At 40.9% G+C, this 21551-nt stretch carries 20 protein-coding genes, 1 tRNA gene and 1 riboswitch; of the genes, 8 read left to right on the top strand and 13 right to left on the bottom strand.

Annotated features, from left to right (window positions below; translation table 11 throughout):
- Positions 1 to 39: 39 nt before the first annotated feature.
- From HMPREF9455_RS09695 to HMPREF9455_RS09685, 3 genes are all read right to left on the bottom strand, one after another.
- A complete protein-coding gene (locus HMPREF9455_RS09695) occupies positions 40 to 615 on the bottom strand; it encodes a 30S ribosomal protein S16 (protein ID WP_006799500.1) in 576 nt (191 codons plus the stop codon).
- Between the two features lie 183 nt (positions 616 to 798).
- Positions 799 to 1053 (bottom strand): 30S ribosomal protein S20, encoded by a 255-nt coding sequence (gene rpsT / locus HMPREF9455_RS09690; RefSeq protein ID WP_006799499.1) that lies wholly within the window; start codon positions 1051 to 1053, stop codon positions 799 to 801.
- Positions 1054 to 1093: 40 nt separating this feature from the next.
- Positions 1094 to 1165, bottom strand: a tRNA-Glu gene (locus HMPREF9455_RS09685).
- Between the two features lie 388 nt (positions 1166 to 1553).
- On the opposite strand from HMPREF9455_RS09685, the gene HMPREF9455_RS09680 reads away from it, so the two are divergent.
- Positions 1554 to 3239 (top strand): M23 family metallopeptidase, encoded by a 1686-nt coding sequence (locus HMPREF9455_RS09680; RefSeq protein ID WP_006799498.1) that lies wholly within the window; start codon positions 1554 to 1556, stop codon positions 3237 to 3239.
- Positions 3240 to 3276: 37 nt separating this feature from the next.
- On the opposite strand, the gene HMPREF9455_RS09675 is transcribed toward HMPREF9455_RS09680, so the two are convergent.
- Together HMPREF9455_RS09675 and HMPREF9455_RS09670 are read right to left on the bottom strand one after the other, a co-directional pair.
- Entirely contained in the window at positions 3277 to 4731 is a 1455-nt protein-coding gene (locus HMPREF9455_RS09675) for a bifunctional ADP-dependent NAD(P)H-hydrate dehydratase/NAD(P)H-hydrate epimerase (protein WP_006799497.1), read from the bottom strand.
- 313 nt (positions 4732 to 5044) lie between these two features.
- Positions 5045 to 5707, bottom strand: coding sequence for a B3/B4 domain-containing protein (locus HMPREF9455_RS09670; RefSeq protein ID WP_006799496.1), 663 nt, complete (start codon positions 5705 to 5707; stop codon positions 5045 to 5047).
- Between the two features lie 71 nt (positions 5708 to 5778).
- A riboswitch (cobalamin riboswitch) is annotated at positions 5779 to 6092 on the top strand.
- A gap of 67 nt (positions 6093 to 6159) precedes the next feature.
- On the opposite strand from HMPREF9455_RS09670, the gene HMPREF9455_RS09665 reads away from it, so the two are divergent.
- The 6 genes from HMPREF9455_RS09665 to HMPREF9455_RS09640 all read left to right on the top strand — a co-directional run bounded on the left by HMPREF9455_RS09665 (position 6160) and on the right by HMPREF9455_RS09640 (position 12231).
- Positions 6160 to 7638 (top strand): cobyric acid synthase, encoded by a 1479-nt coding sequence (locus tag HMPREF9455_RS09665; protein ID WP_006799495.1) that lies wholly within the window; start codon positions 6160 to 6162, stop codon positions 7636 to 7638.
- 100 nt (positions 7639 to 7738) lie between these two features.
- A complete protein-coding gene (locus HMPREF9455_RS09660) occupies positions 7739 to 8746 on the top strand; it encodes an aminotransferase class I/II-fold pyridoxal phosphate-dependent enzyme (protein WP_006799494.1) in 1008 nt (335 codons plus the stop codon).
- 25 nt (positions 8747 to 8771) lie between these two features.
- Positions 8772 to 9722, top strand: coding sequence for an adenosylcobinamide-phosphate synthase CbiB (gene cbiB, locus HMPREF9455_RS09655; protein WP_006799493.1), 951 nt, complete (start codon positions 8772 to 8774; stop codon positions 9720 to 9722).
- A gap of 347 nt (positions 9723 to 10069) precedes the next feature.
- Positions 10070 to 10642 carry a cob(I)yrinic acid a,c-diamide adenosyltransferase gene (locus HMPREF9455_RS09650; RefSeq protein WP_006799492.1) on the top strand — a complete coding sequence of 191 codons (573 nt, stop codon included), beginning with the start codon at positions 10070 to 10072 and terminating at the stop codon, positions 10640 to 10642.
- Positions 10635 to 11147, top strand: a complete 513-nt coding sequence (locus HMPREF9455_RS09645) for a bifunctional adenosylcobinamide kinase/adenosylcobinamide-phosphate guanylyltransferase (RefSeq protein WP_006799491.1) — start codon at positions 10635 to 10637, stop codon at positions 11145 to 11147. The genes HMPREF9455_RS09650 and HMPREF9455_RS09645 overlap by 8 nt, the downstream gene beginning before the upstream one ends.
- 22 nt (positions 11148 to 11169) lie before the next feature.
- Positions 11170 to 12231 (top strand): winged helix DNA-binding domain-containing protein, encoded by a 1062-nt coding sequence (locus tag HMPREF9455_RS09640; RefSeq protein ID WP_006799490.1) that lies wholly within the window; start codon positions 11170 to 11172, stop codon positions 12229 to 12231.
- On the opposite strand, the gene HMPREF9455_RS09635 is transcribed toward HMPREF9455_RS09640, so the two are convergent.
- The 7 genes from HMPREF9455_RS09635 to lepA form a co-directional block, all read right to left on the bottom strand.
- Complete coding sequence (locus tag HMPREF9455_RS09635) at positions 12228 to 13187, bottom strand: DUF3667 domain-containing protein (protein WP_006799489.1); 960 nt, start codon at positions 13185 to 13187, stop codon at positions 12228 to 12230. The two genes, HMPREF9455_RS09640 and HMPREF9455_RS09635, sit on opposite strands and share 4 nt — an antisense overlap.
- Positions 13188 to 13247: 60 nt before the next feature.
- Entirely contained in the window at positions 13248 to 14000 is a 753-nt protein-coding gene (locus tag HMPREF9455_RS09630; RefSeq protein WP_006799488.1) for a hypothetical protein, read from the bottom strand.
- A gap of 63 nt (positions 14001 to 14063) precedes the next feature.
- Complete coding sequence (speA, locus tag HMPREF9455_RS09625; protein WP_006799487.1) at positions 14064 to 15956, bottom strand: biosynthetic arginine decarboxylase; 1893 nt, start codon at positions 15954 to 15956, stop codon at positions 14064 to 14066.
- 21 nt (positions 15957 to 15977) lie between these two features.
- Positions 15978 to 16442: a GyrI-like domain-containing protein gene (locus HMPREF9455_RS09620; RefSeq protein ID WP_006799486.1), complete on the bottom strand. Its 465-nt coding sequence runs from the start codon at positions 16440 to 16442 to the stop codon at positions 15978 to 15980.
- A complete protein-coding gene (locus HMPREF9455_RS09615; RefSeq protein ID WP_006799485.1) occupies positions 16439 to 16945 on the bottom strand; it encodes a flavin reductase in 507 nt (168 codons plus the stop codon). Before HMPREF9455_RS09615 ends, HMPREF9455_RS09620 begins: the two co-directional genes overlap by 4 nt.
- On the bottom strand, positions 16942 to 17715 hold the full coding sequence (locus HMPREF9455_RS09610) for a carboxypeptidase-like regulatory domain-containing protein (protein ID WP_006799484.1): 774 nt from the start codon (positions 17713 to 17715) through the stop codon (positions 16942 to 16944). Before HMPREF9455_RS09610 ends, HMPREF9455_RS09615 begins: the two co-directional genes overlap by 4 nt.
- Positions 17716 to 17717: 2 nt before the next feature.
- Positions 17718 to 19505 carry a translation elongation factor 4 gene (gene lepA, locus HMPREF9455_RS09605; protein ID WP_006799483.1) on the bottom strand — a complete coding sequence of 596 codons (1788 nt, stop codon included), beginning with the start codon at positions 19503 to 19505 and terminating at the stop codon, positions 17718 to 17720.
- A gap of 332 nt (positions 19506 to 19837) precedes the next feature.
- On the opposite strand from lepA, the gene HMPREF9455_RS09600 reads away from it, so the two are divergent.
- The gene (locus HMPREF9455_RS09600) at positions 19838 to 20380 is read left to right on the top strand and encodes an AAA family ATPase (protein WP_006799482.1); all 543 of its coding nucleotides are present in this window, start codon (positions 19838 to 19840) and stop codon (positions 20378 to 20380) included.
- An 11-nt stretch (positions 20381 to 20391) separates the two neighbouring features.
- Here HMPREF9455_RS09600 and HMPREF9455_RS09595 read toward each other — a convergent pair whose 3' ends face one another.
- Positions 20392 to 21444 (bottom strand): tyrosine-protein phosphatase, encoded by a 1053-nt coding sequence (locus HMPREF9455_RS09595; protein WP_006799481.1) that lies wholly within the window; start codon positions 21442 to 21444, stop codon positions 20392 to 20394.
- Positions 21445 to 21551 lie beyond the last annotated feature (107 nt).

The following is a 21551-nucleotide window of genomic DNA, read 5'->3' as shown; positions in this document are numbered from 1 at the left end:
GAGCTTTTTTTGTATGCTGTGATATTATCTTTCAATATATTATTCAGCACTTTTTTCTTCAGCCGGAGCTTCTGTTTCTGCAACCGGAGTTTCAGTTTCTGCAACTTCTTCAGCCGGGGCAACTTCTGCTTCAGCTTGTGCCTGAGCAGCATTTTCTTCAGCTTTCTTTTGTGCTACAGCGTCTGCTTTAGCTTTGTTTGCAGCTTTTTCAGCATCTAAACGGGCTTTTGCATCGGCTTTAGCTTTTGTTTCGTTTTTGTTGATGATAGCCTGGGTGCCTTTTTCTTTATCTGCTTTCCATGCTTCGAATTTTTTCTCTGCATCAGCTTCAGTAAATGCACCTTTAGCAACACCACCAAGAAGGTGTTTCTTTAACAATACTCCTTCTTCAGAAAGGATGTTACGAGTAGTGTCGGTAGGTTGAGCACCAACTTGTAACCAGTACAAAGCCCTGTCGAAATTTATAGATATTGTAGCAGGATTTGTGTTCGGGTTATATGAACCAACCTTTTCAATAAATTTTCCATCACGTGGAGCTCTGCTATCTGCAATGACGATGTGATAAAAAGGATAACCTTTACGTCCTCGTCTTTGTAAACGGATCTTTGTAGCCATTTTTCTTTCTTTTGTTAATTTTTAATTAATACATAATTGTTATTAGCGGGTGCAAAGATAAGAATAAGTTTTTGGAATACAATGAAATATTCCCTGTTTATTCTGCCGGATATAAATTTAAAAAAGGCCAAACTCCGTAGAGCTTAGCCTCTGTTTTATATTGACAGTTCTTATATTAGTATCTTATGCTAATGATTTGACGTGAGCAGCTAATTTAGATTTCAGGTTACCCGCTTTGTTTTTGTGGATAACGTTCTTTTTAGCCAGTCTGTCAAGCATAGAACATACCGAAGGGTACAATTTTTGTGCTTCAGCCTTATCAGTCAGCGTACGGAACTTTCTAACTGCATTACGGGTTGTTCTTGCTGAATATCTGTTTCTCAAGCGTCTTACTTCGGCTTGTCTGATTCTCTTTTCTGCTGATTTATGATTTGCCATGTTGACTAATCCTTATTTTTTAATTTTTTATTTTATTTTGTAGCCCATAGGGGAGTCGAACCCCTCTTTCAAGAATGAAAATCTTGCGTCCTAACCGATAGACGAATGGGCCATCTTGCGGAGTTATTGTTCTGTTTTTACAGCTGCTTTCTCCTTCGATTGCGGATGCAAAGGTAATTCATTTTTGATTACTTGCAAATGTTTGATACTATTTTTTTGAAATTAATTTTAGTTATTTTATTATGATATTGATTTTCAATGCTGTTTATTTATCACGAAAATACAAATTCATTTGCACAAAAACGAAATTTATTTAAAATAAAATTGTCAAAGATCGATGAAAGGGTATAAAAGAGTAAAAAAACGAGAATAAGTTTAGAGATTTTACCTTTCCATATATAGATAAATGATAATTGGCTTTATGCAAAAAAAGGCTATTTTTGTATCTCATTCTTAGTAGCCGTTTAAAATCCGGCTCTATTTATTAATACAATTTACAAATGAAAAAGATTCTTTCGGTTTTACTCATTATATATACTTTTAACTTAAATGCTCAGAATACATACCGTTCACCCCTCGATATTCCGCTTGTCCTTAGCGCAAATTTCGGAGAGTTGCGTCCTAATCACTTTCATTCAGGTATTGACTTGAAAACTCAGGGTGTGATTAATAAGCCTGTATATTCTATTGCAGACGGATATGTATCGCGTGTATCTGTATCTCCTTCGGGCTACGGATTAGCAATTTATGTGGCTCATACCAACGGACAGACAAGCGTCTATGGTCATATAGAGAAATTTGCGCCGAAGATTGCCGGGTACGTAAAAGAGAAACAATATGAGCAGGAGTCTTACAGGGTAGATCTCTCATTGGATCAATCGGTATTTCCCGTTAAAAAAGGAGATCTGATTGCTTATAGCGGTAACACAGGTTCTTCCGGCGGACCTCATGTACATTTCGAAATAAGAGATACAGAAAGCCAGTTGGCTCTCGATGCACTTGAGTATTATAAGGGTCAGATAGAGGATAACGTTCCGCCTGTGGTAAAAGGCTATGCTGTGTATCCCATAGAGAATAAAGGTGTGGTTAATAATAGTTATGAACCCTTCCGTCGTATTGTTGGAGCAACACCAGGGAAGAAAGGCGCGAAAGTAATTCCCGATTCAATAAAGGTATGGGGCAAGATTGGTATAGGCGTTTATGCAAACGACCGTATGACAGGAACTAACAATATATACGGGGTAAAGATAGTACGCCTGTTCTGCGACGGTAAGGAGATATTCTCCTCGGATATATCATCTGTAGACTTCGGTAATACCCGAATGATAAACAGTATGATTGATTTCGACTATTGGTACCGTAAAAAGAGTTTCTATCAGAAGTCATTTATTGAACCGGGTAATAAACTGCCTATATATAAGACTGTCAATGACGGTTATATCGACATAAACGAGGAAAAGATGTATAAACTGAAATACGAACTCGAAGACCTCTATGGCAACAAGACGACTTATTCTTTTGATGTGTACGGCAAAAAGCAGGATATTCCCCGGCGGAAAGACTGTACACAACTAATGGCATGGGACAAGGATAACCATTATGAAGGTAATATGTTCTCTATTTCCATTGCCGGCGGGTCACTGTATAAAGATCTGTGCTTCAATCTGAAGAGAACCTTGTCGAAGAATTATATGTCTGCCATCTATGAGGTCAGCGATAGCTATGTCCCACTTGATAAATCCTGCGATATAACCATCAAGATGACCAAAGACAGTATGACCAACAAATCCCAATATGGTATCGTACGCATCACCGGCAGCCGTGAATACTGGATAGGTGGTAAGTACAACAATGGTGCTGTTACCGCCCGTATCAGGGAATTGGGTAATACCTATGCTGTCACTATCGATACCGAAGCTCCCACCATCACTCCTGTACTCCCTGCCAAATGGGTGGCTAAAGGAGAAATAAAGATAAGGCTTTCCGATAATAAAAGCGGTATAGTTTCTTATCGTGGAACTATCGACGGAGCGTTCGCACTGTTTGAGAATGATGTGAAATCTCCTGTATATACCTACAAATTCGATCCGAAACGTTTGACACGGGGGCAAACTCATAAATTGGTATTCACCGCTACCGATGCCTGCGGGAATGAAGGTAGTTATGAATACGAATTTAAATATTAAGGGTTAATTTCAAGATTTGGCTCCGCCGATTTTCAATTCATAAATACTTTATCAAATCACTGCTATTCATTCCCTCTATTCCATATTTCTTAGCCGCCTTATCTCCGGCCAGGCCATGCATATATACCCCCAGAATAGCTGCATGCATACTATTATAGCCCCGTGCCAGCAGGCCTGTAATATAACCGGTAAGGACATCGCCGCTACCGCCTTTTGCCATGCCGCTGTTACCTGTAGAGTTGAAATAACAGTTACCGTCCGGCAAACAGACCATGCTATGAGCCCCTTTTACAATGATGACGGATTTAAGATTGGCAGCAAGCCTTTTCACCTGTTCCATTTTTTCTTCTTCACTGTTCCATTCCCCGATCAGCCTTTTCAGTTCTCCGATATGCGGCGTAAGGATGGAGCCGGCTGGAATATTATGCCTCATCTTGTAGTGATCCGATATAATATTCAGTGCGTCGGCATCTATTACAACTGGTTTATAAACTGCAACCAATAGTTGCTTGAGTGCATCGGCTGTTTGTGGGGCTTGTCCCAATCCGCAACCAACCCCTATGGATGAATATTTGGAAGCATTCGTTGGCAAATCGGAAAAATAAGATTCATCATCCATACTTAGTATGGCGGATGGATATACCATATTTACTGCATACCGTTCTTCGGCAGGTATGTGTGTGGTTACCAATCCGCATCCTGAACGCAAAGCCCCGCCTGTCGCCAGTATTGCAGCTCCGGCCATCCCTTTCGACCCGCATATGAGCAAAGCATGTCCGTATGTTCCTTTGTGTGCGAATTTATCTCTTGTCAACTTTATTTCCCCGATGAAACCGGGTGTTATATAATGATAGGAAGTTTTCTCGTTAAATATGTATTGTGAACTGAGTCCAATCGGTAATATCTTGATTTCTCCGCAGTATTCTCCGGCTTCGGGTAATAACATCGCCAGTTTGGGAAATTCAAGAGTCAGGGTTATGTCAGCCTTTACGATCTTTTGATTCTTGTTCCCGTATTCACTTATCATGCCGGAGGGCAAGTCAATGGATATAACTCTGTTTGGCAAAGAATTTACTTTGTCGATGATGGATAATAAAGGTTCTTTTATTGCTCCTTTTACTCCCGTACCTAGCAGGGAGTCGATAATGACAGTATCCCCGCTTATATTCTCTAACCCACTGTTAGCGACGCCGGAGGGCAGACGATCCAGATTGTATCTGCACTCCTCGGTGAGTTGTTCTTTATCAAATGTCATAGACACAGAACAGTTATATCCTGCATGGTACAGGATACGCGCAACGGCCAGTCCGTCACCTCCGTTGTTACCTTTTCCAATAAGGAAGAGCAGGGGATAATCTTTCTCTACATTGTTGCATATCCATTGTGCGATGGAATTAGAAGCTCTTTCCATTAATTCTATCGAACTGATAGCTTCATTTTCGATAGTATACCGATCAGCTTCCTTTATTTGTGCGCCTGTTAGTATTTTCATATATCAAAGGTTTATATTATCGATTAACAATCAGCAGCTGATGATTTATTATTTAAAAATTACGACTTGTTAAAACTTGACAAACTTTACACTTTTTACAAAAATTCCTTATTCCTATCTTTTCCTTGTAGGGGCGAAAAATTTTTAACCCTTACCTGAACACAAAAGTTGACAAACTTGACACTTTTTTATACGTTTTCATCTGTAAGTTATATCCTTTATTATTAATTCCTCTTGTAAATGCCCATGGGGCACATTCAATTGTAACATTAATGTATAGATAAAGTTCTATGCGATCCCTTCAAAAAAAAGACTAAAAGAAAATAATTTCCCCGCCATCCGAATCTGCAAAATCTTTCAGCAAAGATTGCATATATTTCACGGTTTCGTCCAATCCCTCTTTTCCCCTATATCCGTTTATGATAGCCAGAAAATTAGTTGTACTTAGTTCTATCTTTGTCCGCTCATTGTCACTTGTCGGCGTTCCCACACCACCGGTAGCATCGCGATATACGGGGATTCCTTCAATATTCAGCATACCCCGCCCGATTCCTTCATAGGGCTCATCTGCCATCCCGACACCTAATGTCAGCGTGTTGCCTTTTATCTTATCGGCATCGAATCCTCCGATAGAATAACCTGTACGGATAGAGACCAGATTAATAAGGTCTACCAATGTATCTATCTGGTACAAGGGTAATTCCCTGACGATGCGGCGGCAAAGGGCTTCAGATGAGGGGCGATAACGGTTCGGGTCTTTTCCGAGCTTTTTATATGTCGCACGGGTAGCGGCGATAGCCGGATTCTTCTTTATATCTTCTATCTGGTGATTTGCCTTGTATTCAGCGACACACTTGTCTATCTGTTTCCATAAATCTTCATTATGAGGGGTATTCTTTACTTTGGCACAAATGGCTGCTCCGGCAAAAGCGGGGCAGGATTTCCTTATTTCCTCCGATACCTTTATTTCTATCATTCTAATAATATATCTCGATTAACAGAATTTCAAAGTTACAATTTTCGTATTGTATAACCTCAATAAAAAACTATCTTTGTAACTGTTTTGGTGATGTAAACAGACACTCGTCTTTTACATGAAAAGGGAATCCGGTCAGAATCCGGAACAGTACCCGCTACTGTGGTCTCTATTCAGTTAACAGTTAACGGTCATCAGTTAGCAATGTTGCTGAAAAGTCTTTGAGCAATACCAAATACCACTGTTTCACAGTAATCAGTGATACAGTAATCAGTAAACAGTCAAAAAAAACTGTTAACTGTTAACTGATAACTGTTTACTGAAAATGGGAAGGCCGTTCAAAGATAGAGCAAGTCAGGAAACCTGCCGGACAAAATATTCGGTTTTTATATCCCCGGGGTCAGGGATATATTAAAATACATAAGGATTAAAATATCAGAGGATCTAAAATAATGACGAAACGGCTCAATCCCATTATGTTTGCGGGAACAGGCAGCGATGTAGGTAAAAGTATTATTACATCGGCCTTTTGTCGCATATTTCTGCAAGACGGTTATCAGCCGGCTCCATTCAAGGCGCAGAATATGGCTCTCAATTCATATGCTACCCCCGAAGGGCTTGAGATAGGGCGTGCACAAGCCGTTCAGGCCGAGGCTGCGGGTGTTCCCTGCCATACCGATATGAACCCTTTGCTACTGAAGCCTACGACAGATAAGGTCTGTCAGGTTGTGTTAAATGGCAAACCGGTGGGAAATCAGCATGCTTATGAGTATTTCAGGGTGGAAGGGCGCGAAGAACTGCGGAAGGAAGTAAATGATGCATTCGACCGTCTGGCCCGGCGGTACAACCCTATTGTGATGGAAGGGGCAGGCAGTATCTCCGAAATCAATCTGCGGGCTGTGGACCTTGTGAATATGCCGATGGCGATACATGCCGGGGCTAATGTAATATTGGTAGCGGACATAGACAGGGGCGGAGTATTCGCTTCGGTGTATGGTTCTATAATGTTACTTACCGAGGAAGAGCGCAGGTATGTAAAAGGTATTCTTATCAATAAATTCCGGGGTGATATCAGGCTTTTCGAATCGGGAGTGAAAATGATCGAAGACCTGTGCGGCATCCCTGTTATCGGGGTAGTACCTTACTATAAAGATATATATATAGAGGAGGAAGATTCAGTGATGCTGCAAACCAAAAACTTGCAGGCAACACATGGCAAGGTGAATGTGGCTGTTGTCCTGCTACGTCATCTATCCAACTTTACCGATTTCAATGTGCTGGAACGTGATCCCCGCGTGCATCTGTATTATACCAATAATACGGATGAAATAGAAAAGGCGGATATTGTACTTATTCCCGGAAGCAAGAGCACGCTGCATGACCTGTACGAACTGCGTCGTAATGGTGTAGCGCAAAGTATTGTGAAAGCCCATAAGAACGGAGCTACAGTAGTAGGTATCTGCGGTGGTTATCAGATAATGGGGCAGGAGGTCTGTGACCCTCATCATGTGGAAAGCAATATTGAGCGTCTGCCCGGATTGGGCTTGCTACCTGTAACTACACAGATGGAAGGGGAAAAGGTGACCCGTCAGGTGAAGTTTTCTTTTCTCGGTTCCGACACCGTTTGCGAAGGATATGAGATACATATGGGGGCAACTATTCCCGTGGAAGATACCAGCCTTTCGCCATTAAATACATTGGAGGACAGCCGTACTGACGGCTATTTCCTGAATGAGAAATGTTTTGGCACATATATACATGGCATTCTTGATAACGGGGCTGTCATTGATTATCTGTTAGCTCCTTATATTGGAAAGCTGTCGGATACACCATTCGACTTCAAGGCGTTTAAAGAAGAACAATACAATAAGCTAGCCGACCATGTGCGCAGTCATGTGGATATGGAGTTGGTGTATAGGATAATTAGTTGATTAGCAAACTCGAAAATTAGCAAATTTGATGATGAAATTATTTTTTAACTCTATTTGCTAATCTGCTAATCTGCTAATTTACGAATTAACTAATTACGACATGATACTCGGACACGGCGATGATATATATACTCACGGAAAGAAGATTGTAAGCAATTTCAGTTCCAATATACGCAGCGGGCAGGATTTATCCGCCTTGCAGGAGCATCTGTGCGCTCATATCAGTGCTATACATTCTTATCCCGAACCTGACGCATCTTCTCTGGTTCATTTGTTGGCTGAGAAGTACAAGGTTAATACGGATAATATATGTGTGACCAATGGAGCCACGGAAGCCATTTATCTGATCGCTCAGGCGTTTAATAATGTCAAATCGGCAATAATATACCCTACTTTCAGTGAATATGGCGATGCCGCAACTATCAACAATCATACAATACACTGGTCTGCATCTTTCGGCAAAGTACCTCAGGATGCCCGTTTGGTATGGCTTTGCAATCCTAACAATCCGACGGGTACGGTAACGGATAAAAATATACTGAAAGCATATATTGAAAATCATCCGTCTCAATATATTGTCATCGACCAGTCATATGAGCATTTCACACTCAGGGACTTATTCAGTATTGAAGAGGCGGCGCAATATAAGAATGTGATATTATTGCATTCCATGACAAAGCATTTTGCCATACCCGGGTTGCGGTTAGGGTATATTACGGCACATGCTGAAACTTTGGCTCGGGTCGCAAAATACCGTATGCCGTGGTCTGTAAACGGATTAGCAATTGAAGCCGGGAAATTCTTGTTGAATCGCGGCTTGGAAACAATAAATATCAAAGAATATTTACGAGATACTATACAATTGCAAGAGTCTCTGAGAAAAATAGAAAAAATTGTCGTTCAATCTACTGATACACATTTCTTTTTGTGTAAATTTGAAGATGGGAAAGCATCTGAACTGAAAAAGTACCTTATAGACGGATATGGTATCCTAATTCGCGATGCTGCCAATTTTTATGGACTGGATGAGTCTTTCTTTCGTATTGCCACACAGTCATTTGAAGAGAACACGATACTAGTGAAGGGGGTATCAGAATTTCAGAGTTGAAAATAAACCTTGAAATTGGAGCTAAATGGATTTGAATTTACTATATATTCTACTACCCTTAGTTCTGGGATGGATTATCGATAAACTCATCGGTGATCCTGCTTGGTTGCCGCATACAGTGGTAGCAAAGGGTAAGATAATAGCATGGGGCGAAAAAATATTGAATAAAGGGAAGAGTAAGATGCTGAAAGGCGGTTTGTTTTCCATTGTCCTTATCCTTGCGTGTTATTTTCTTATCTATTTCATAACAGAAGGATTAAATGATATCCACCCTTGGGTTTCCATAGCATTTTCTACAATTATTGTATTTTATTGCCTTGCCGGAAAAACGCTGATAGATGAAGTTCAGAAAGTGTTTATTGCAGCAGATTCGTCAGTAGAAGAAGGCCGGATGCAAGTTGCACGTATTGTTGGACGTGACACATCTAGCTTATCGCCGCAGCAGATCCGTACGGCAGCATTGGAAACATTGGCCGAGAACCTGAGCGATGGTGTTATTGCTCCACTATTCTGGTATATGATACTCGGCGTTCCGGGTATGTTTGCCTATAAGATGATAAATACGCTGGATTCGATGATCGGTTATAAGAACGAGCGATATAAACAATTCGGTTGTTGGGCTGCGCGCATCGATGATGCCGCCAATTATATTCCCGCCCGTCTTACCTCTCTACTGATGATTATAGTTAGTGGTAGACTATCGTTGGTCCCCTTTATCGAAAAGTTTGGAGGACAGCATTCCAGCCCTAACTCGGGTTATCCCGAAGCTGCTCTGGCCGGGATTCTGGGTTGTCGTTTCGGTGGGCCAAACGTCTATTTTGGTGAACTGGTAGATAAGCCCTATATAGGATATAAAGAAAAAGAATTGACTACCGCCGATATGAAAAAAGCTGTACAGGTAAATATCTGGACTGAAATATTGATGGTGGCTTTGATTGTAGCGATTGAAACTATTTATTATATAAATTTTAAATAATTTAGTTGCAAGCTGCAAATTGACAGTGGACAATTGACAATGGAAAGTATAATCTTTTTAGGACTTTGCTTCACTAAGGCGTCAGCGGACGCGCATTAGTGACGCAGGCGGGCACCCAATCCGTTATAGACGGCGTAGAAAGGGATGGGGCGATAGCCCGTTTGTCCCTTTCAGCCGGCAAAATGGTTTTGGGTCGCCGAGGAATGAAGCGCTAGCTTTTTGCTTACTTTTGGGCAATGCCAAAAGTAAGGACAAGCCCGAGAGGGCGCGGCTGCAATTAACAAAAGAATTAGAGTTATTACAAAGAACAGTTATATAATAAGAAATAAAAATAAAATAATATACTTATGAAAATATATACCCGCGGGGGCGATAAAGGAAAAACCGGGATTTTTGGAGGACAGCGTGTCGATAAAGACGATGTACGCATCGAAGCCAACGGCACAATCGATGAACTCAACTCCGTAATAGGAGTTGTAAGAGCCAATCTTCCGGCAGACCATGAATGGCAGTCTCTTTTATTTAAAATTCAAACCGAAATGATGTCCGTCATGTCGCAAGTGGCAACCCCTTCAACTATCAGAGATACCAACACAAATACGTTGGATGAAGATTTGGATAAACTTTGCGAGGAATGGATGGACAGAATGACCGATGAGATGGGGCCCAGCGAAACTTTTATCCTGCCGGGCGGCACTATTGTTTCGGCACACTTGCAACTGGCAAGAGCTGTTGCCCGCCGGGCGGAACGCCGCTTATGGACATTGAACAAGCAGGATGAAGTTCCGGCATCGGTAATGCGATTTATCAACCGCCTGTCCGACCTTTTCTTTACTATGGCAAGATACGATATGTATAAGGCCGGAAATATAGAAGAACGCTGGAAAGACTTTTTGTACAAAAGAAAGAAAAATGGCTAAGCAGATAATACTTATTACAGGAGGGCAACGTTCGGGAAAAAGCAGTTATGCCCAGAAACTGGCATTGTCCCTTTCTACACACCCTGTCTATCTTGCTACTTCCCGTGTATGGGATGATGAACATCGTAAGCGTATAGAACGGCATAAGACCGAGCGGGGTTGTGAATGGACTAATATAGAAGAAGAAAAAGAATTGAGCCTGCATGATCTCTCAGGACGGGTTGTGCTGTTAGATTGTGTGACCTTATGGGCAACAAACTTTTTCTTCGATATGCAAGCAGATGTTCAATCTTCCTTACAGGCATTAAAAACAGAATTCGATAAACTGATAGGACAGGATGCCCGCTTCATCATTGTTACTAATGAGATAGGCATGGGTGAGATGTCGCAAAATGATGTGCAACGCAAATTTGCAGATTTGCAAGGATGGCTCAATCAGTATATTGCAGAAAGAGCCGACAAGGTTTATATGATGGTTTCAGGTATTCCATTGATGGTGAAATGAATAAAAAGATAATAGACAAACAATGAATATAGCGGACATCACAACTATGCGGCTTGCCAACCAGCAACTTGTTAAGACCAGATATAAAACACCACGCGAGATAGTATCATGGATGGGCGCCATGCAGGCTCAGGATTTCAATATGGCAAAATGGGGCATTGGAGTACGGCTGCCGGGAATAACCGATAAGCAGGTGGAAAAAGCTATAGACGCCGGTGAGCTGATCCGTACTCATATTTTGCGTCCGACATGGCATTTTGTGTCCCGTGACGATATACATTGGATGCTTCAATTGAGTTCTCCACGTGTAAAATTAGCCGTTCGCTCAAGTGATAGGGAATTGGAACTTTCCGACGATTTGCTGAAGAAGACAAGTGCTATTATCCGTAAAGCATTAGAAAAAGAAAGTAATCAGACCCGCCAGGAGCTTGGGGCAATATTGAAGAAGGCAGATATTGAATGTGATAGCCGCCGTTTAAGTCATATTATGTTTCATGCCGAATTAGACGGCTTGGTATGCAATGGTACGGTAAAAGATAAGAAGCAGACATATGCCCTGTTGGAGCAACGTGTGCCAAAGACATCGAACTATAACATGGACGAAACATTGTACCGTTTGGCATATAAGTATTTTCAGAGCCATGGTCCGGCTACAATACAGGATTTTATCTGGTGGTCGGGACTGACTGCTACCGAGGCAAGAAGCGCGGCAGCTTTGATAAAACCGGATTTTATATTCGAAACGGCAGGAGAACAAACATATATATATCATCAATCTTCATCAGGCTATAAGCAAAGAGATGATATCGTGCATTTTCTCCCTGCATTCGATGAATTACTGGTGAGCTATAAAGACCGGAAAGAGATTCTGTCTCTTGCTCACCACAAAAAAGTGATTACGAGCAATGGTATTTTCAAACCTGCTATTTCCTATAATGGAGAGATTATTGGCCTCTGGAAAAAAATCTTGGATAAGCAGAATATATCATCTGAATCTGAATTCTTTTCTCAGCCGGATAAAGCACTGGAGAGGCTGATAAAGAAGGCTTCAGGCGACTTTGATGCTTATTTGACAGGCTCTTAATGATGATAAACATAAACCATATAGATTCCCAGAATAGCATACAGGGTGGTTATCAATATAATCATAAAGCTGTTTATCAGAACCAGAATTCCTGATTTCAGATTGGAAATGATCCTGTTGTCATCATAGAAGCGGCGACATCCCCTGAAGAAATAAAAGGTGATATAGAAGACCATAAATGTCCATAGCAGACCCGTGGCCCATTCTGCCCCTATCCAGTCAAAAAGACAGGAGAAAATGTTACAAATAGTAATAGATAACAACACTACAGAAAAGAAGTGGAGGGTGAAGATGCCGCTATCGAAATAGATGCGTTTTCTTTTATTATGGAACAACCACAGCCAGAAGGCAAATATAGGCATATAGACAAATAAAACCTTTGGCATATTGTGGATTAAAAACTCGACAGCCTCTTTGTTTTTTTGTTTATCCTTGGAGCTCTCCACTATGGCAAGTCCCGTTTTATACATTATACCGTCAGGAGACAAAAACTGTTTTTCCTTAGGCAGAGCTTTGTATTTAGTATCTATTTTCTCTGCTGTAAGTTTACCTTGCGGATCGGTAGCGATAAGACTGTCCTTTAGATTCATTGCTTCAGCCACTTCGGCTTCCACCTCTATGTTTTTATTGCTTTTAGAAGCGTCCGGTAAAACAGAAGGAATAAAAAACGTGATGAAGCTGATGAATATATAAAGCGTAAACGGATTGACATAAGATTTTCGCTTGCCGTTCATATATTCTATCGAAAGTTTTCCCGGGGAGAGGAACAGATACTTAACTGTTCTCCAGAAGGAGCTGTCGTAATGAATAAAGTCGAATACAAAATGAGTAAACAGATGATGGAAAGATTGACGGCTCTCACTGTTTTCCTGCCCGCATTTAGGGCAATAATGAGTTTCTACAAACGCTCCGCAGTTTAAGCAGGTTTTCTTATGTCTGATTTTATGTTTACTCATATTCTATCAAAAAAATAACTAAGTAAATGAATGTCGGCAACAAAAGGTTGTAATCGTATCTTATTTCTCTGTCGTTATTTCTACCGAAAACTCAGTCGTAGGCTTAGTGAAAACAGAGCCGCTATATTCAATTATAGCAGTTTTTCCATCCTGGGAGAATACTGCATCCTGATTGCTTATCTTTTCTATTTTTTTAGGGAAATGATATTTTACCACCATTTTTCCTTTTTCTAAAAACATGCCGAACGGATTATTACCTTTCAACAGACTATCCACCCCATTTTCAGGCTCTATATCCTTATTTGGTTCTACGGTTCTAGTCATAACCGACCCGTCCCATGTAAGTGACGTTAGATTGTATAGTTTATCAATAGAAAGGTTCTGACTCAGGGATTGTGCTTCATCATCTTTCGATTTTATTTTGTCTTCCAGTTTCTTCATAGAAACAAAAGCCTTATTGAAAGCCTCTGCATCCTTGAAAGTTCCCGATAAGGAGATTCCAAGCTTCTTGTTTGCCACATCATTCTGCATTCTGATAGCCAAAGGAGCAATATTTATCATGTCTTCTTTCATATCGTCTGTGATATTCAATGTATCTTTGAGGATGTCGGACAGATAAATGACACTGTCTGTCGGTATTTTGTCAGCCATATTCATGTTCATATCCGATGTCATGGACAATATCTCGCTGGCGTCGATAGACATATCATATTTTACACTTCCGTCTTCCTGAAAATATATATTTTCGTATATAGCACAGCTATTAAAAAATACCGTGATGAGTAGTAAAAGAGTTGATAAATATCTTTTCATAGTTTCGGTTTAAAAAATAATCCCCCTCCATATACAGATGGAGAGGGAATATAATAAAATTGCTTATTCTAAATATGTGTATCCATAGAGGCCAGAGCGATAGTTGGAGAGGAATTCCTTCCCTTCTTCTACTGTTATGGAACCTTGCTTCACACAGCTGGTAACCCATGTTTCCACAGTGCGTACAAGTTTCTTGGCATTGTACTGAGCGTAGTCGAGTACTTCGGCTACCGTTTCACCGTCTATCATTTGTTCTATCTTATATCCTCCTTCATCTACTGATATATGTACGGCATTGGTATCGCCGAACAGATTATGAAGGTCACCCAGTATTTCCTGATATGCACCTACAAGGAACACTCCCAGATAGTACGGTTCATTTTTCTTCTTTGCATGTACAGGCAGATAAGAAGACTGGTTGCCATTAGAGATGAAATTATCGATCTTACCATCCGAGTCACAGGTTACATCCTGCAATGTGGCGGTACGGTCGGGTTTTTCATCCAGCCGGTGGATAGGTATAATAGGGAATACCTGGTCTATCGCCCATGAATCGGGTAGCGACTGGAACAAAGAGAAGTTACAAAAATACTTATCCGGTAACAGTTTCGATAATTGCTTCAACTCTTCCGGAGCATGCTTCGACCGGCCTGCGATATGGAATATTTCGCGGGCGATGGAGAAATATAAACGTTCTACCTGCGCCCTTGTTTTTAGCGTAAGTAATCCCAGACTGAACAAGTCCAGCGCTTCTTCTCGGATTTGCTGGGCATCGTGCCATGCTTCCAACATACGCGACTGGCTGAGGTCGTCCCATATTTGATAGAGTTCGCGAACCAGTTCGTGGTCATCGTCAGACAACTCTTCGTCTTCGTCCCATTCGGGTAAAGTAGCTGTTTCCAGCACTTCGAACACTAATATGGAATGATGTGCCGTAAGTGAACGCCCCGATTCGGTAATGATATTAGGGTGGGGGATATCATTCTTATTCGCAGCGTCTACCATTGTGGCGATAGAGTCATTCACATACTCCTGTATGGAATAGTTAACGCTGCTTTCGTTGTATGATGAGCGTGTGCCGTCATAGTCTACACCTAGTCCGCCACCGATATCCACAAATTCTACTTTGAAGCCCATCGTATGCAATTGCACATAGAATTGGGCGGCTTCTCGCAGAGCTGTCTTGATACGGCGGATTTTTGTAATCTGGCTACCAATGTGGAAATGGATCAGACGAAGGGATTCTTGCATATTATTCTTCTCAAGGTAGGCAAGGGCTTCAAGCAATTCACTCGAATTCAGTCCGAATTTGCTGCCGTCACCTCCCGATTCTTCCCATTTGCCGCTACCGGAACTGGCCAGCTTAATACGGATACCGATGTTTGGTCTTATTTTCAGTCGTTTGGCAACCTTGGCAATGAGTGGGAGTTCGTTCAGTTTCTCAACAACTATAAAGATACGCTTGCCCATCTTCTGCGCCAACAGAGCCAATTCGATATAGCTCTCGTCTTTATACCCGTTGCATATAATCAGCGAGTCAGAGTCGGTATTAATAGCGATAACGGCATGGAGTTCGGGCTTTGAGCCGGCTTCGAGACCGATATTGAATTTTTTACCATGGCTGATAAGTTCTTCGACCACAGGGCGCATTTGATTTACCTTGATAGGATATATGATATGGTTCTGCGCCTTGTATTCGTATTCTTCTGCCGCCAGTTTGAAACACGTCGATATCTTTTCAATCCTGTTATCCAGAATATCGGGAAAGCGAATCAGTACGGGAGCCGATACATCGCGAAGTTGCAGTTCGTCCATCAGTTCTTTTAAATCAACAGCCACTCCGTCTTTACGAGGAGTTACGACAACGTTACCTTTCTCGTTGACAGAAAAGTAATTAATTCCCCATCCCGGGATGTTATACAGCTCGGATGAGTCTTCGATGCGCCATTTTCTCATTCTTTCTTGTAAAGTGATAAATTATTTAATGGATAAAAATGTGGTGATTTTCGCATTGGCAGGATCTTTTGCTTCCTTACCATATACATCAAAATCAGCCAGGTATCGTCTGTTTATATCCGATTGCCAGATATGCGCCCAAGTTTTACCAACGGCATATGGCAATTCACCTTCGGATATATATTTATAATATTTGCTGGAAGGAATCTCTTTGATAGTCAGGCTCAGGTTGGTGGGGATACTTTCTGCATCCGCAACCTTATAGCCCAATACGGTGGTATATTCACCTGTATAGTCACTCTCGTAATCGGTGTAGATACAGTAAATATCATCCGATACCTTCGGCATCGACTCCAAATAGCCGTTTCTCAGGAATATTTCCCACAACTTGGCTATATCACCCTGTGACTTATAATCCTGATTGGTAGTCCTTACGGAGATGCCAACAACAGAGAATTTATCCAAGACTACTTCCTCTTGTTTCATTTTTCCAAAACTTTAGTTATTTCGGCAATATATAAATAATGGAAATCTTTTTCGGGATACCATCTGTCTATTATCTTTTCATCAAGGAAAGCCGCTTCTTCAATACGCTGTACGAAAAGCTTCTTTGCAAAGATTACCCTTTCTGCTTCTTCGAAGTAAGGTACATCATTGTCCATCGCAACGGATAATCCTGCTTTTGTTATCTTGTCCTCATCTCTTCCCGAAGCTTTTCCCAGATAAGCAAGAGCTTTCTTATAGCTGTCGTCGAAGAATGTCAGCGATAATGATTCTGAGCTTTCTACGAATTCCCTTGTAAAACGTTGAGGACGTATAACAATAAAAACCACTTCTTTGTTCCACATGATGCCGAAACTACCCCAGCTTGCGGTCATTGTATTTACCGTACCATCGGCTTTGGCAGCGGAGATTAGCATCCATTTGTCTTTTATTTCAAATGGGTTGGGGGAGAAGTTTTTTATATTTATTTCTTTGAATAGACTCATTGTTTATTTATTGGTTGCTTAAACTCAGGAAATTCATAAAAATACAGGCTTTCTCCTTTCTCTTTATATTCTTTATTTTCAGCCTCAATTCTAAATACTATATAAGGTTTAGCAGGCTTGTTTTTAGGCTTGTCAACTTGCACAATATAGCCTGTTATCGGCATGCCTCCTAGGAATTCCTCGATAGGCTGTATTGAATTTATCTTGAGCAATTCATTGTCAGCAAAAACTTTAATAGCCAAATTTTCCGGTTTTACAGAAATGTCAGCCACTTGTTCAGCTTTCTTTTTATCTAAATATATTTCTTGAGAATAAGATAAATATTTAGTTATGCTCATTGGGCGAAAATAAATGAAAAAACCGGGATAGCCGCCGAAGTTCTGAAATACTGTTGTACCATATACTTCCAGACGGTGGTAACGTGGGTTTATAACTAAATCCTTATTGGCTATAACGTTCCATGCCCAAAATTCTAAACGCATATCATCTTTAGGCACAGCATTCTCCCTTGGATATTCTTTTTTGCGCATAGCATACATTGCCATGTATTTACCTTTCTCTACATTCTCTAACTTATAATATCCATCCTCATCTGTATATGTTATATAAGCATTGCTAAAGTCAGGATATAAAAGTCTGACTACACTGCTGTCTTTTGGCATACCTTCAAAATCGGTCACTTGTCCCGATATTGTAATTGTTTCCTGTGCTTTGATATATACTTTAGTATACATCAGTAATATAATTGATATAAAGATGATTTTTTTCATTCTTAATCCAGTTTTAATACTGCAAGGAATGCCTTCTGAGGTACTTCCACATTACCCACTTGTTTCATGCGTTTCTTACCTTCTTTCTGTTTCTCCAGCAATTTACGTTTACGGGAAATATCACCACCATAGCATTTGGCAGTAACATCCTTACGAACCGCCTTTATTGTTTCACGGGCTATAATCTTAGCACCGATAGCCGCCTGTATGGCAATGTCGAATTGCTGGCGGGGGATCAGTTCTTTCAGCTTTTCGCACATGCGGCGTCCGAATGTTACGGCATTATCCACATGGGTAAGCGTAGATAAGGCATCCACCGATTCGCCGTTAAGCAGGATATCCAGCTTGGCAAGTTTCGCCTCGCGGTAGTCGTGCATATGATAGTCGAACGAGGCATAACCTTTCGATATGCTTTTCAGTTTATCATAGAAGTCGATTACAATTTCGCCCAGAGGTATATCGTAAGTGATTTCCACACGGTCGCCCGATATGTAATCCTGCTTCAGTAAGATACCACGCTTACCGAGACACAATGTCATGATAGGGCCTATATAGGTCGTGTTTGTAATCACGGACGCGCGTATATACGGCTCTTCTATATAGTCGATCAATGTCTGGTCGGGCAATCCGGCCGGATTATGCACTTCCTTCGTATTTCCTTTTTTATCGTGCACAATGTAGGATACATTCGGCACGGTGGTTATCACATCCATATTGAATTCCCTGTCGAGACGCTCCTGTATGATTTCCATATGCAGTAGCCCGAGGAATCCGCAACGGAAGCCAAAGCCAAGGGCAACCGATGATTCAGGCTGGAAAGTAAGGGAGGCATCATTCAACTGAAGTTTTTCGAGTGAGGCGCGCAAATCTTCAAAATCTTCACTTTCGATAGGATATACTCCGGCAAATACCATGGGCTTCACTTCTTCGAATCCGTCGATAGCCTCTTTACACGGGTTCTTTACATGGGTAATGGTGTCACCTACTTTTACCTCTTTCGATGTTTTAATACCGGATATGATATAGCCAACGTCTCCGCATGTCACTTCATTGCGGGGCGACATTTCGAGCTTTAGGACTCCGACTTCATCAGCGTCGTATTCCTTGCCGGTGGCGAAGAATTTAACCAGGTCTCCTTTACGGATTGTACCGTTTACCACTTTAAAATATGCGATGATACCACGGAAAGAGTTGAATACCGAGTCGAAGATCAGAGCCTGTAACGGCGCTTCCGGATCTCCTTTTGGTGCAGGAATACGCTCGATGATGGCATCGATTATATCATACACACCTTCTCCGGTTTTCCCACTGGCACGGATTATCTCTTCACGTTTTACTCCGAGCAATTCTATAATCTGGTCTTCCACCTCATCCGGCATTGCGCTGGGCAGGTCTATTTTATTCAGAATCGGTATAATCTCCAAATCATTTTCTATAGCCATGTAAAGGTTAGAAATAGTCTGAGCCTGTATACCCTGCGCGGCGTCTACAATAAGCAAAGCACCTTCGCAAGCCGCGATGGAGCGAGAAACTTCGTAGGAAAAGTCGACGTGTCCGGGAGTATCTATCAGGTTGAGGATATATTTTTCGCCTTTATATGTGTATTCCATCTGGATGGCATGGCTTTTGATCGTGATACCACGCTCACGCTCCAAATCCATATTGTCGAGTACCTGTGCCTGCATATCTTTACCTTCGACAGTGCGTGTGTATTCCAAAAGCCTGTCTGCAAGCGTACTCTTACCATGGTCGATATGTGCTATAATGCAAAAATTCCGTATTTTATTCATCTATATAATTTGATTCTTTTAATCTTCTTCAAACCGGGATAGAAACACTACCCCAAATTAGAGTGCAAATATACAAAAGAAATATCAACTTTTAATTATCGGACATTGCAAGCTTAGCGTAAACCGGTAATTTTTAAAAATTGTTTTATCGGTTTTGATTTTATTAAAGAAATATGTTCCTTTGTATGACTTACTTGTAAGATTCCCACCTGTTTTTATCCCTTCTTTTTTAAGGAAATTCAATTACCTGCCCGGATACGATCCTGTATGTTTAATCCTGATAACGAAGACTAGATTTATTCTTATGTTAATAAACTCAGATAGTATAAATTATGATAGTAAAAAATAACTTTTATATAATTACCGGAGGTCCCGGTGCTGGTAAGACAACTTTGTTGAACGAACTTCGGGAAAATGGTTATAACTGTGTTCCGGAAACCGCACGGAATATAATCAAAGAACAGGTCGAAGCCGGAGGTCGTGCTTTGCCTTGGGATGATACCAGAGCATATTCGGATTTGATGTTTTCCCGTTCGGTACAGGATTTTATCAATTTGAAAGATAGGAAGGATATTTATTTTTTTGACAGGGGTATCCCTGATACATACGGATACGAGGTATTGATGGGGTTTGATATTGGCGGTGTATTGAAAAATGCTGTTGAGCAATATCGTTACAATCCTCTTGTATTTATTCTGCCTCCGTGGAAAGGAATATATGAAACAGACAGCGAACGAAAGCAGGATTTCCAGACTGCTATTGATACATACAAAGTGATGGTTGATGTATATAAGAATTTAGGTTATATACCTGTTGAAGTACCTCTTCTGACTGTATCAGAAAGAGCAGCTTTTGTAATACGGGAATTAAAATAGATATTACTGTATCAGTATAAATACATTTCCCTCATTTTCTGTATGTCAACACCTAAAACCTTTGTCAGATAGTTTTCTACCGAACCATGGTCTTTTTTTATCTGATCCAGTCCTGCCTGAAGAAATTCAGGTTTTACCTCGAAAAGTGAAGATATAGCCGGATATTGTGATTTTAACCCGGCATATTTATTAGCCAGATATGTATTTGATAATAAATAATCTTTCAATATAATTTGTTCATCAACACCTAGTGCCGATAGAACTAATGCAGCACCCATTCCGGTACGGTCTTTTCCTGCCGAACAATGGAACATTAGCGGAATATCATCGCCGTTCTGCAATAATTTGAAGAATTCCTTGTATTGATGTATACAAGCCGAATCGGTAACTAAGAGAATATTCATGTCTTTCATCATCCGGTTGGCTTGTTCTGCATTAATTTTGCTTATATCTCGCTTTACTGCTGTCATCAGGTCTCCCGGACTGATGGAATAAGGATAATTGTTCTTTACCGAAGAAGGATTCTTATCGGGGGCCTGTTCCATTTCTTCACCCGAACGGAAATCCACAATGGAAATTAACGGTATGGCAGCAAGATAATCCAGATCGGAGTCGGTCAGCTTGTGTAAATCATCGGAACGGAATATTTTACCCCATTTTACAAATTTGCCATCAGTGGTTTTGTATCCGCCTAAATCTCGGAAGTTATAACCTCCCGTCATTGGCAAATGCCTGTCGGATACAATTGCACTTCCTTTTTCTGTAATTATTTCAAAATAAGAACGTGCCGAATCTGTAATATTTAACGGGAATGTGCCACTGTCTATGCCTTGTGCTACAGGCTGGGAAAAGTCGATTCCATCAACAGACCTGCCTGCGTAAAGCACCCATTTACCTTGTGTATATATCTGTATAGTTGCAGCTTTGGTTGTTTTGTCCCTGATGATGGATACATCTTTCGAAATGTCTTCCCCGGTATATCCGGCTTGGTTCTGCGTCGCTTTCTTGTCGCATGATGTGGCAATGAGTGAAGCTAAAATCATAGGTATAATAAGTTTTTTCATTTGTGCGTGTAATTTATCAGATAACAAAGGTACTCCGGTTTGTTGTAGTAAGCAAAACAAAGAATTCGTTTTCGGCCTTTATATGATTGAAAATACCTTTATTTAAC

The sequence above is a fragment of the Dysgonomonas gadei ATCC BAA-286 genome (assembly GCF_000213555.1).
Classification (GTDB): Bacteria; Bacteroidota; Bacteroidia; order Bacteroidales; family Dysgonomonadaceae; genus Dysgonomonas; species Dysgonomonas gadei.
This window is presented reverse-complemented; position numbering and strand designations above follow the sequence as displayed.

Coding starts and splice junctions, on each gene's coding strand:
- HMPREF9455_RS09650 (WP_006799492.1), top strand. CDS start 10,070: ATGAAAATATATACCCGCGGGGGCGATAAAGGAAAAACCGGGATTTTT.
- cbiB (WP_006799493.1), top strand. CDS start 8,772: ATGGATTTGAATTTACTATATATTCTACTACCCTTAGTTCTGGGATGG.
- lepA (WP_006799483.1), bottom strand. CDS start 19,505: ATGAATAAAATACGGAATTTTTGCATTATAGCACATATCGACCATGGT.
- HMPREF9455_RS09640 (WP_006799490.1), top strand. CDS start 11,170: ATGAATATAGCGGACATCACAACTATGCGGCTTGCCAACCAGCAACTT.
- HMPREF9455_RS09670 (WP_006799496.1), bottom strand. CDS start 5,707: ATGATAGAAATAAAGGTATCGGAGGAAATAAGGAAATCCTGCCCCGCT.
- HMPREF9455_RS09680 (WP_006799498.1), top strand. CDS start 1,554: ATGAAAAAGATTCTTTCGGTTTTACTCATTATATATACTTTTAACTTA.
- rpsT (WP_006799499.1), bottom strand. CDS start 1,053: ATGGCAAATCATAAATCAGCAGAAAAGAGAATCAGACAAGCCGAAGTA.
- HMPREF9455_RS09645 (WP_006799491.1), top strand. CDS start 10,635: ATGGCTAAGCAGATAATACTTATTACAGGAGGGCAACGTTCGGGAAAA.
- HMPREF9455_RS09615 (WP_006799485.1), bottom strand. CDS start 16,945: ATGAGTCTATTCAAAGAAATAAATATAAAAAACTTCTCCCCCAACCCA.
- HMPREF9455_RS09630 (WP_006799488.1), bottom strand. CDS start 14,000: ATGAAAAGATATTTATCAACTCTTTTACTACTCATCACGGTATTTTTT.
- HMPREF9455_RS09620 (WP_006799486.1), bottom strand. CDS start 16,442: ATGAAACAAGAGGAAGTAGTCTTGGATAAATTCTCTGTTGTTGGCATC.
- speA (WP_006799487.1), bottom strand. CDS start 15,956: ATGAGAAAATGGCGCATCGAAGACTCATCCGAGCTGTATAACATCCCG.
- HMPREF9455_RS09660 (WP_006799494.1), top strand. CDS start 7,739: ATGATACTCGGACACGGCGATGATATATATACTCACGGAAAGAAGATT.
- HMPREF9455_RS09600 (WP_006799482.1), top strand. CDS start 19,838: ATGATAGTAAAAAATAACTTTTATATAATTACCGGAGGTCCCGGTGCT.
- HMPREF9455_RS09695 (WP_006799500.1), bottom strand. CDS start 615: ATGGCTACAAAGATCCGTTTACAAAGACGAGGACGTAAAGGTTATCCT.
- HMPREF9455_RS09595 (WP_006799481.1), bottom strand. CDS start 21,444: ATGAAAAAACTTATTATACCTATGATTTTAGCTTCACTCATTGCCACA.
- HMPREF9455_RS09635 (WP_006799489.1), bottom strand. CDS start 13,187: ATGAGTAAACATAAAATCAGACATAAGAAAACCTGCTTAAACTGCGGA.
- HMPREF9455_RS09675 (WP_006799497.1), bottom strand. CDS start 4,731: ATGAAAATACTAACAGGCGCACAAATAAAGGAAGCTGATCGGTATACT.
- HMPREF9455_RS09665 (WP_006799495.1), top strand. CDS start 6,160: ATGACGAAACGGCTCAATCCCATTATGTTTGCGGGAACAGGCAGCGAT.
- HMPREF9455_RS09610 (WP_006799484.1), bottom strand. CDS start 17,715: ATGAAAAAAATCATCTTTATATCAATTATATTACTGATGTATACTAAA.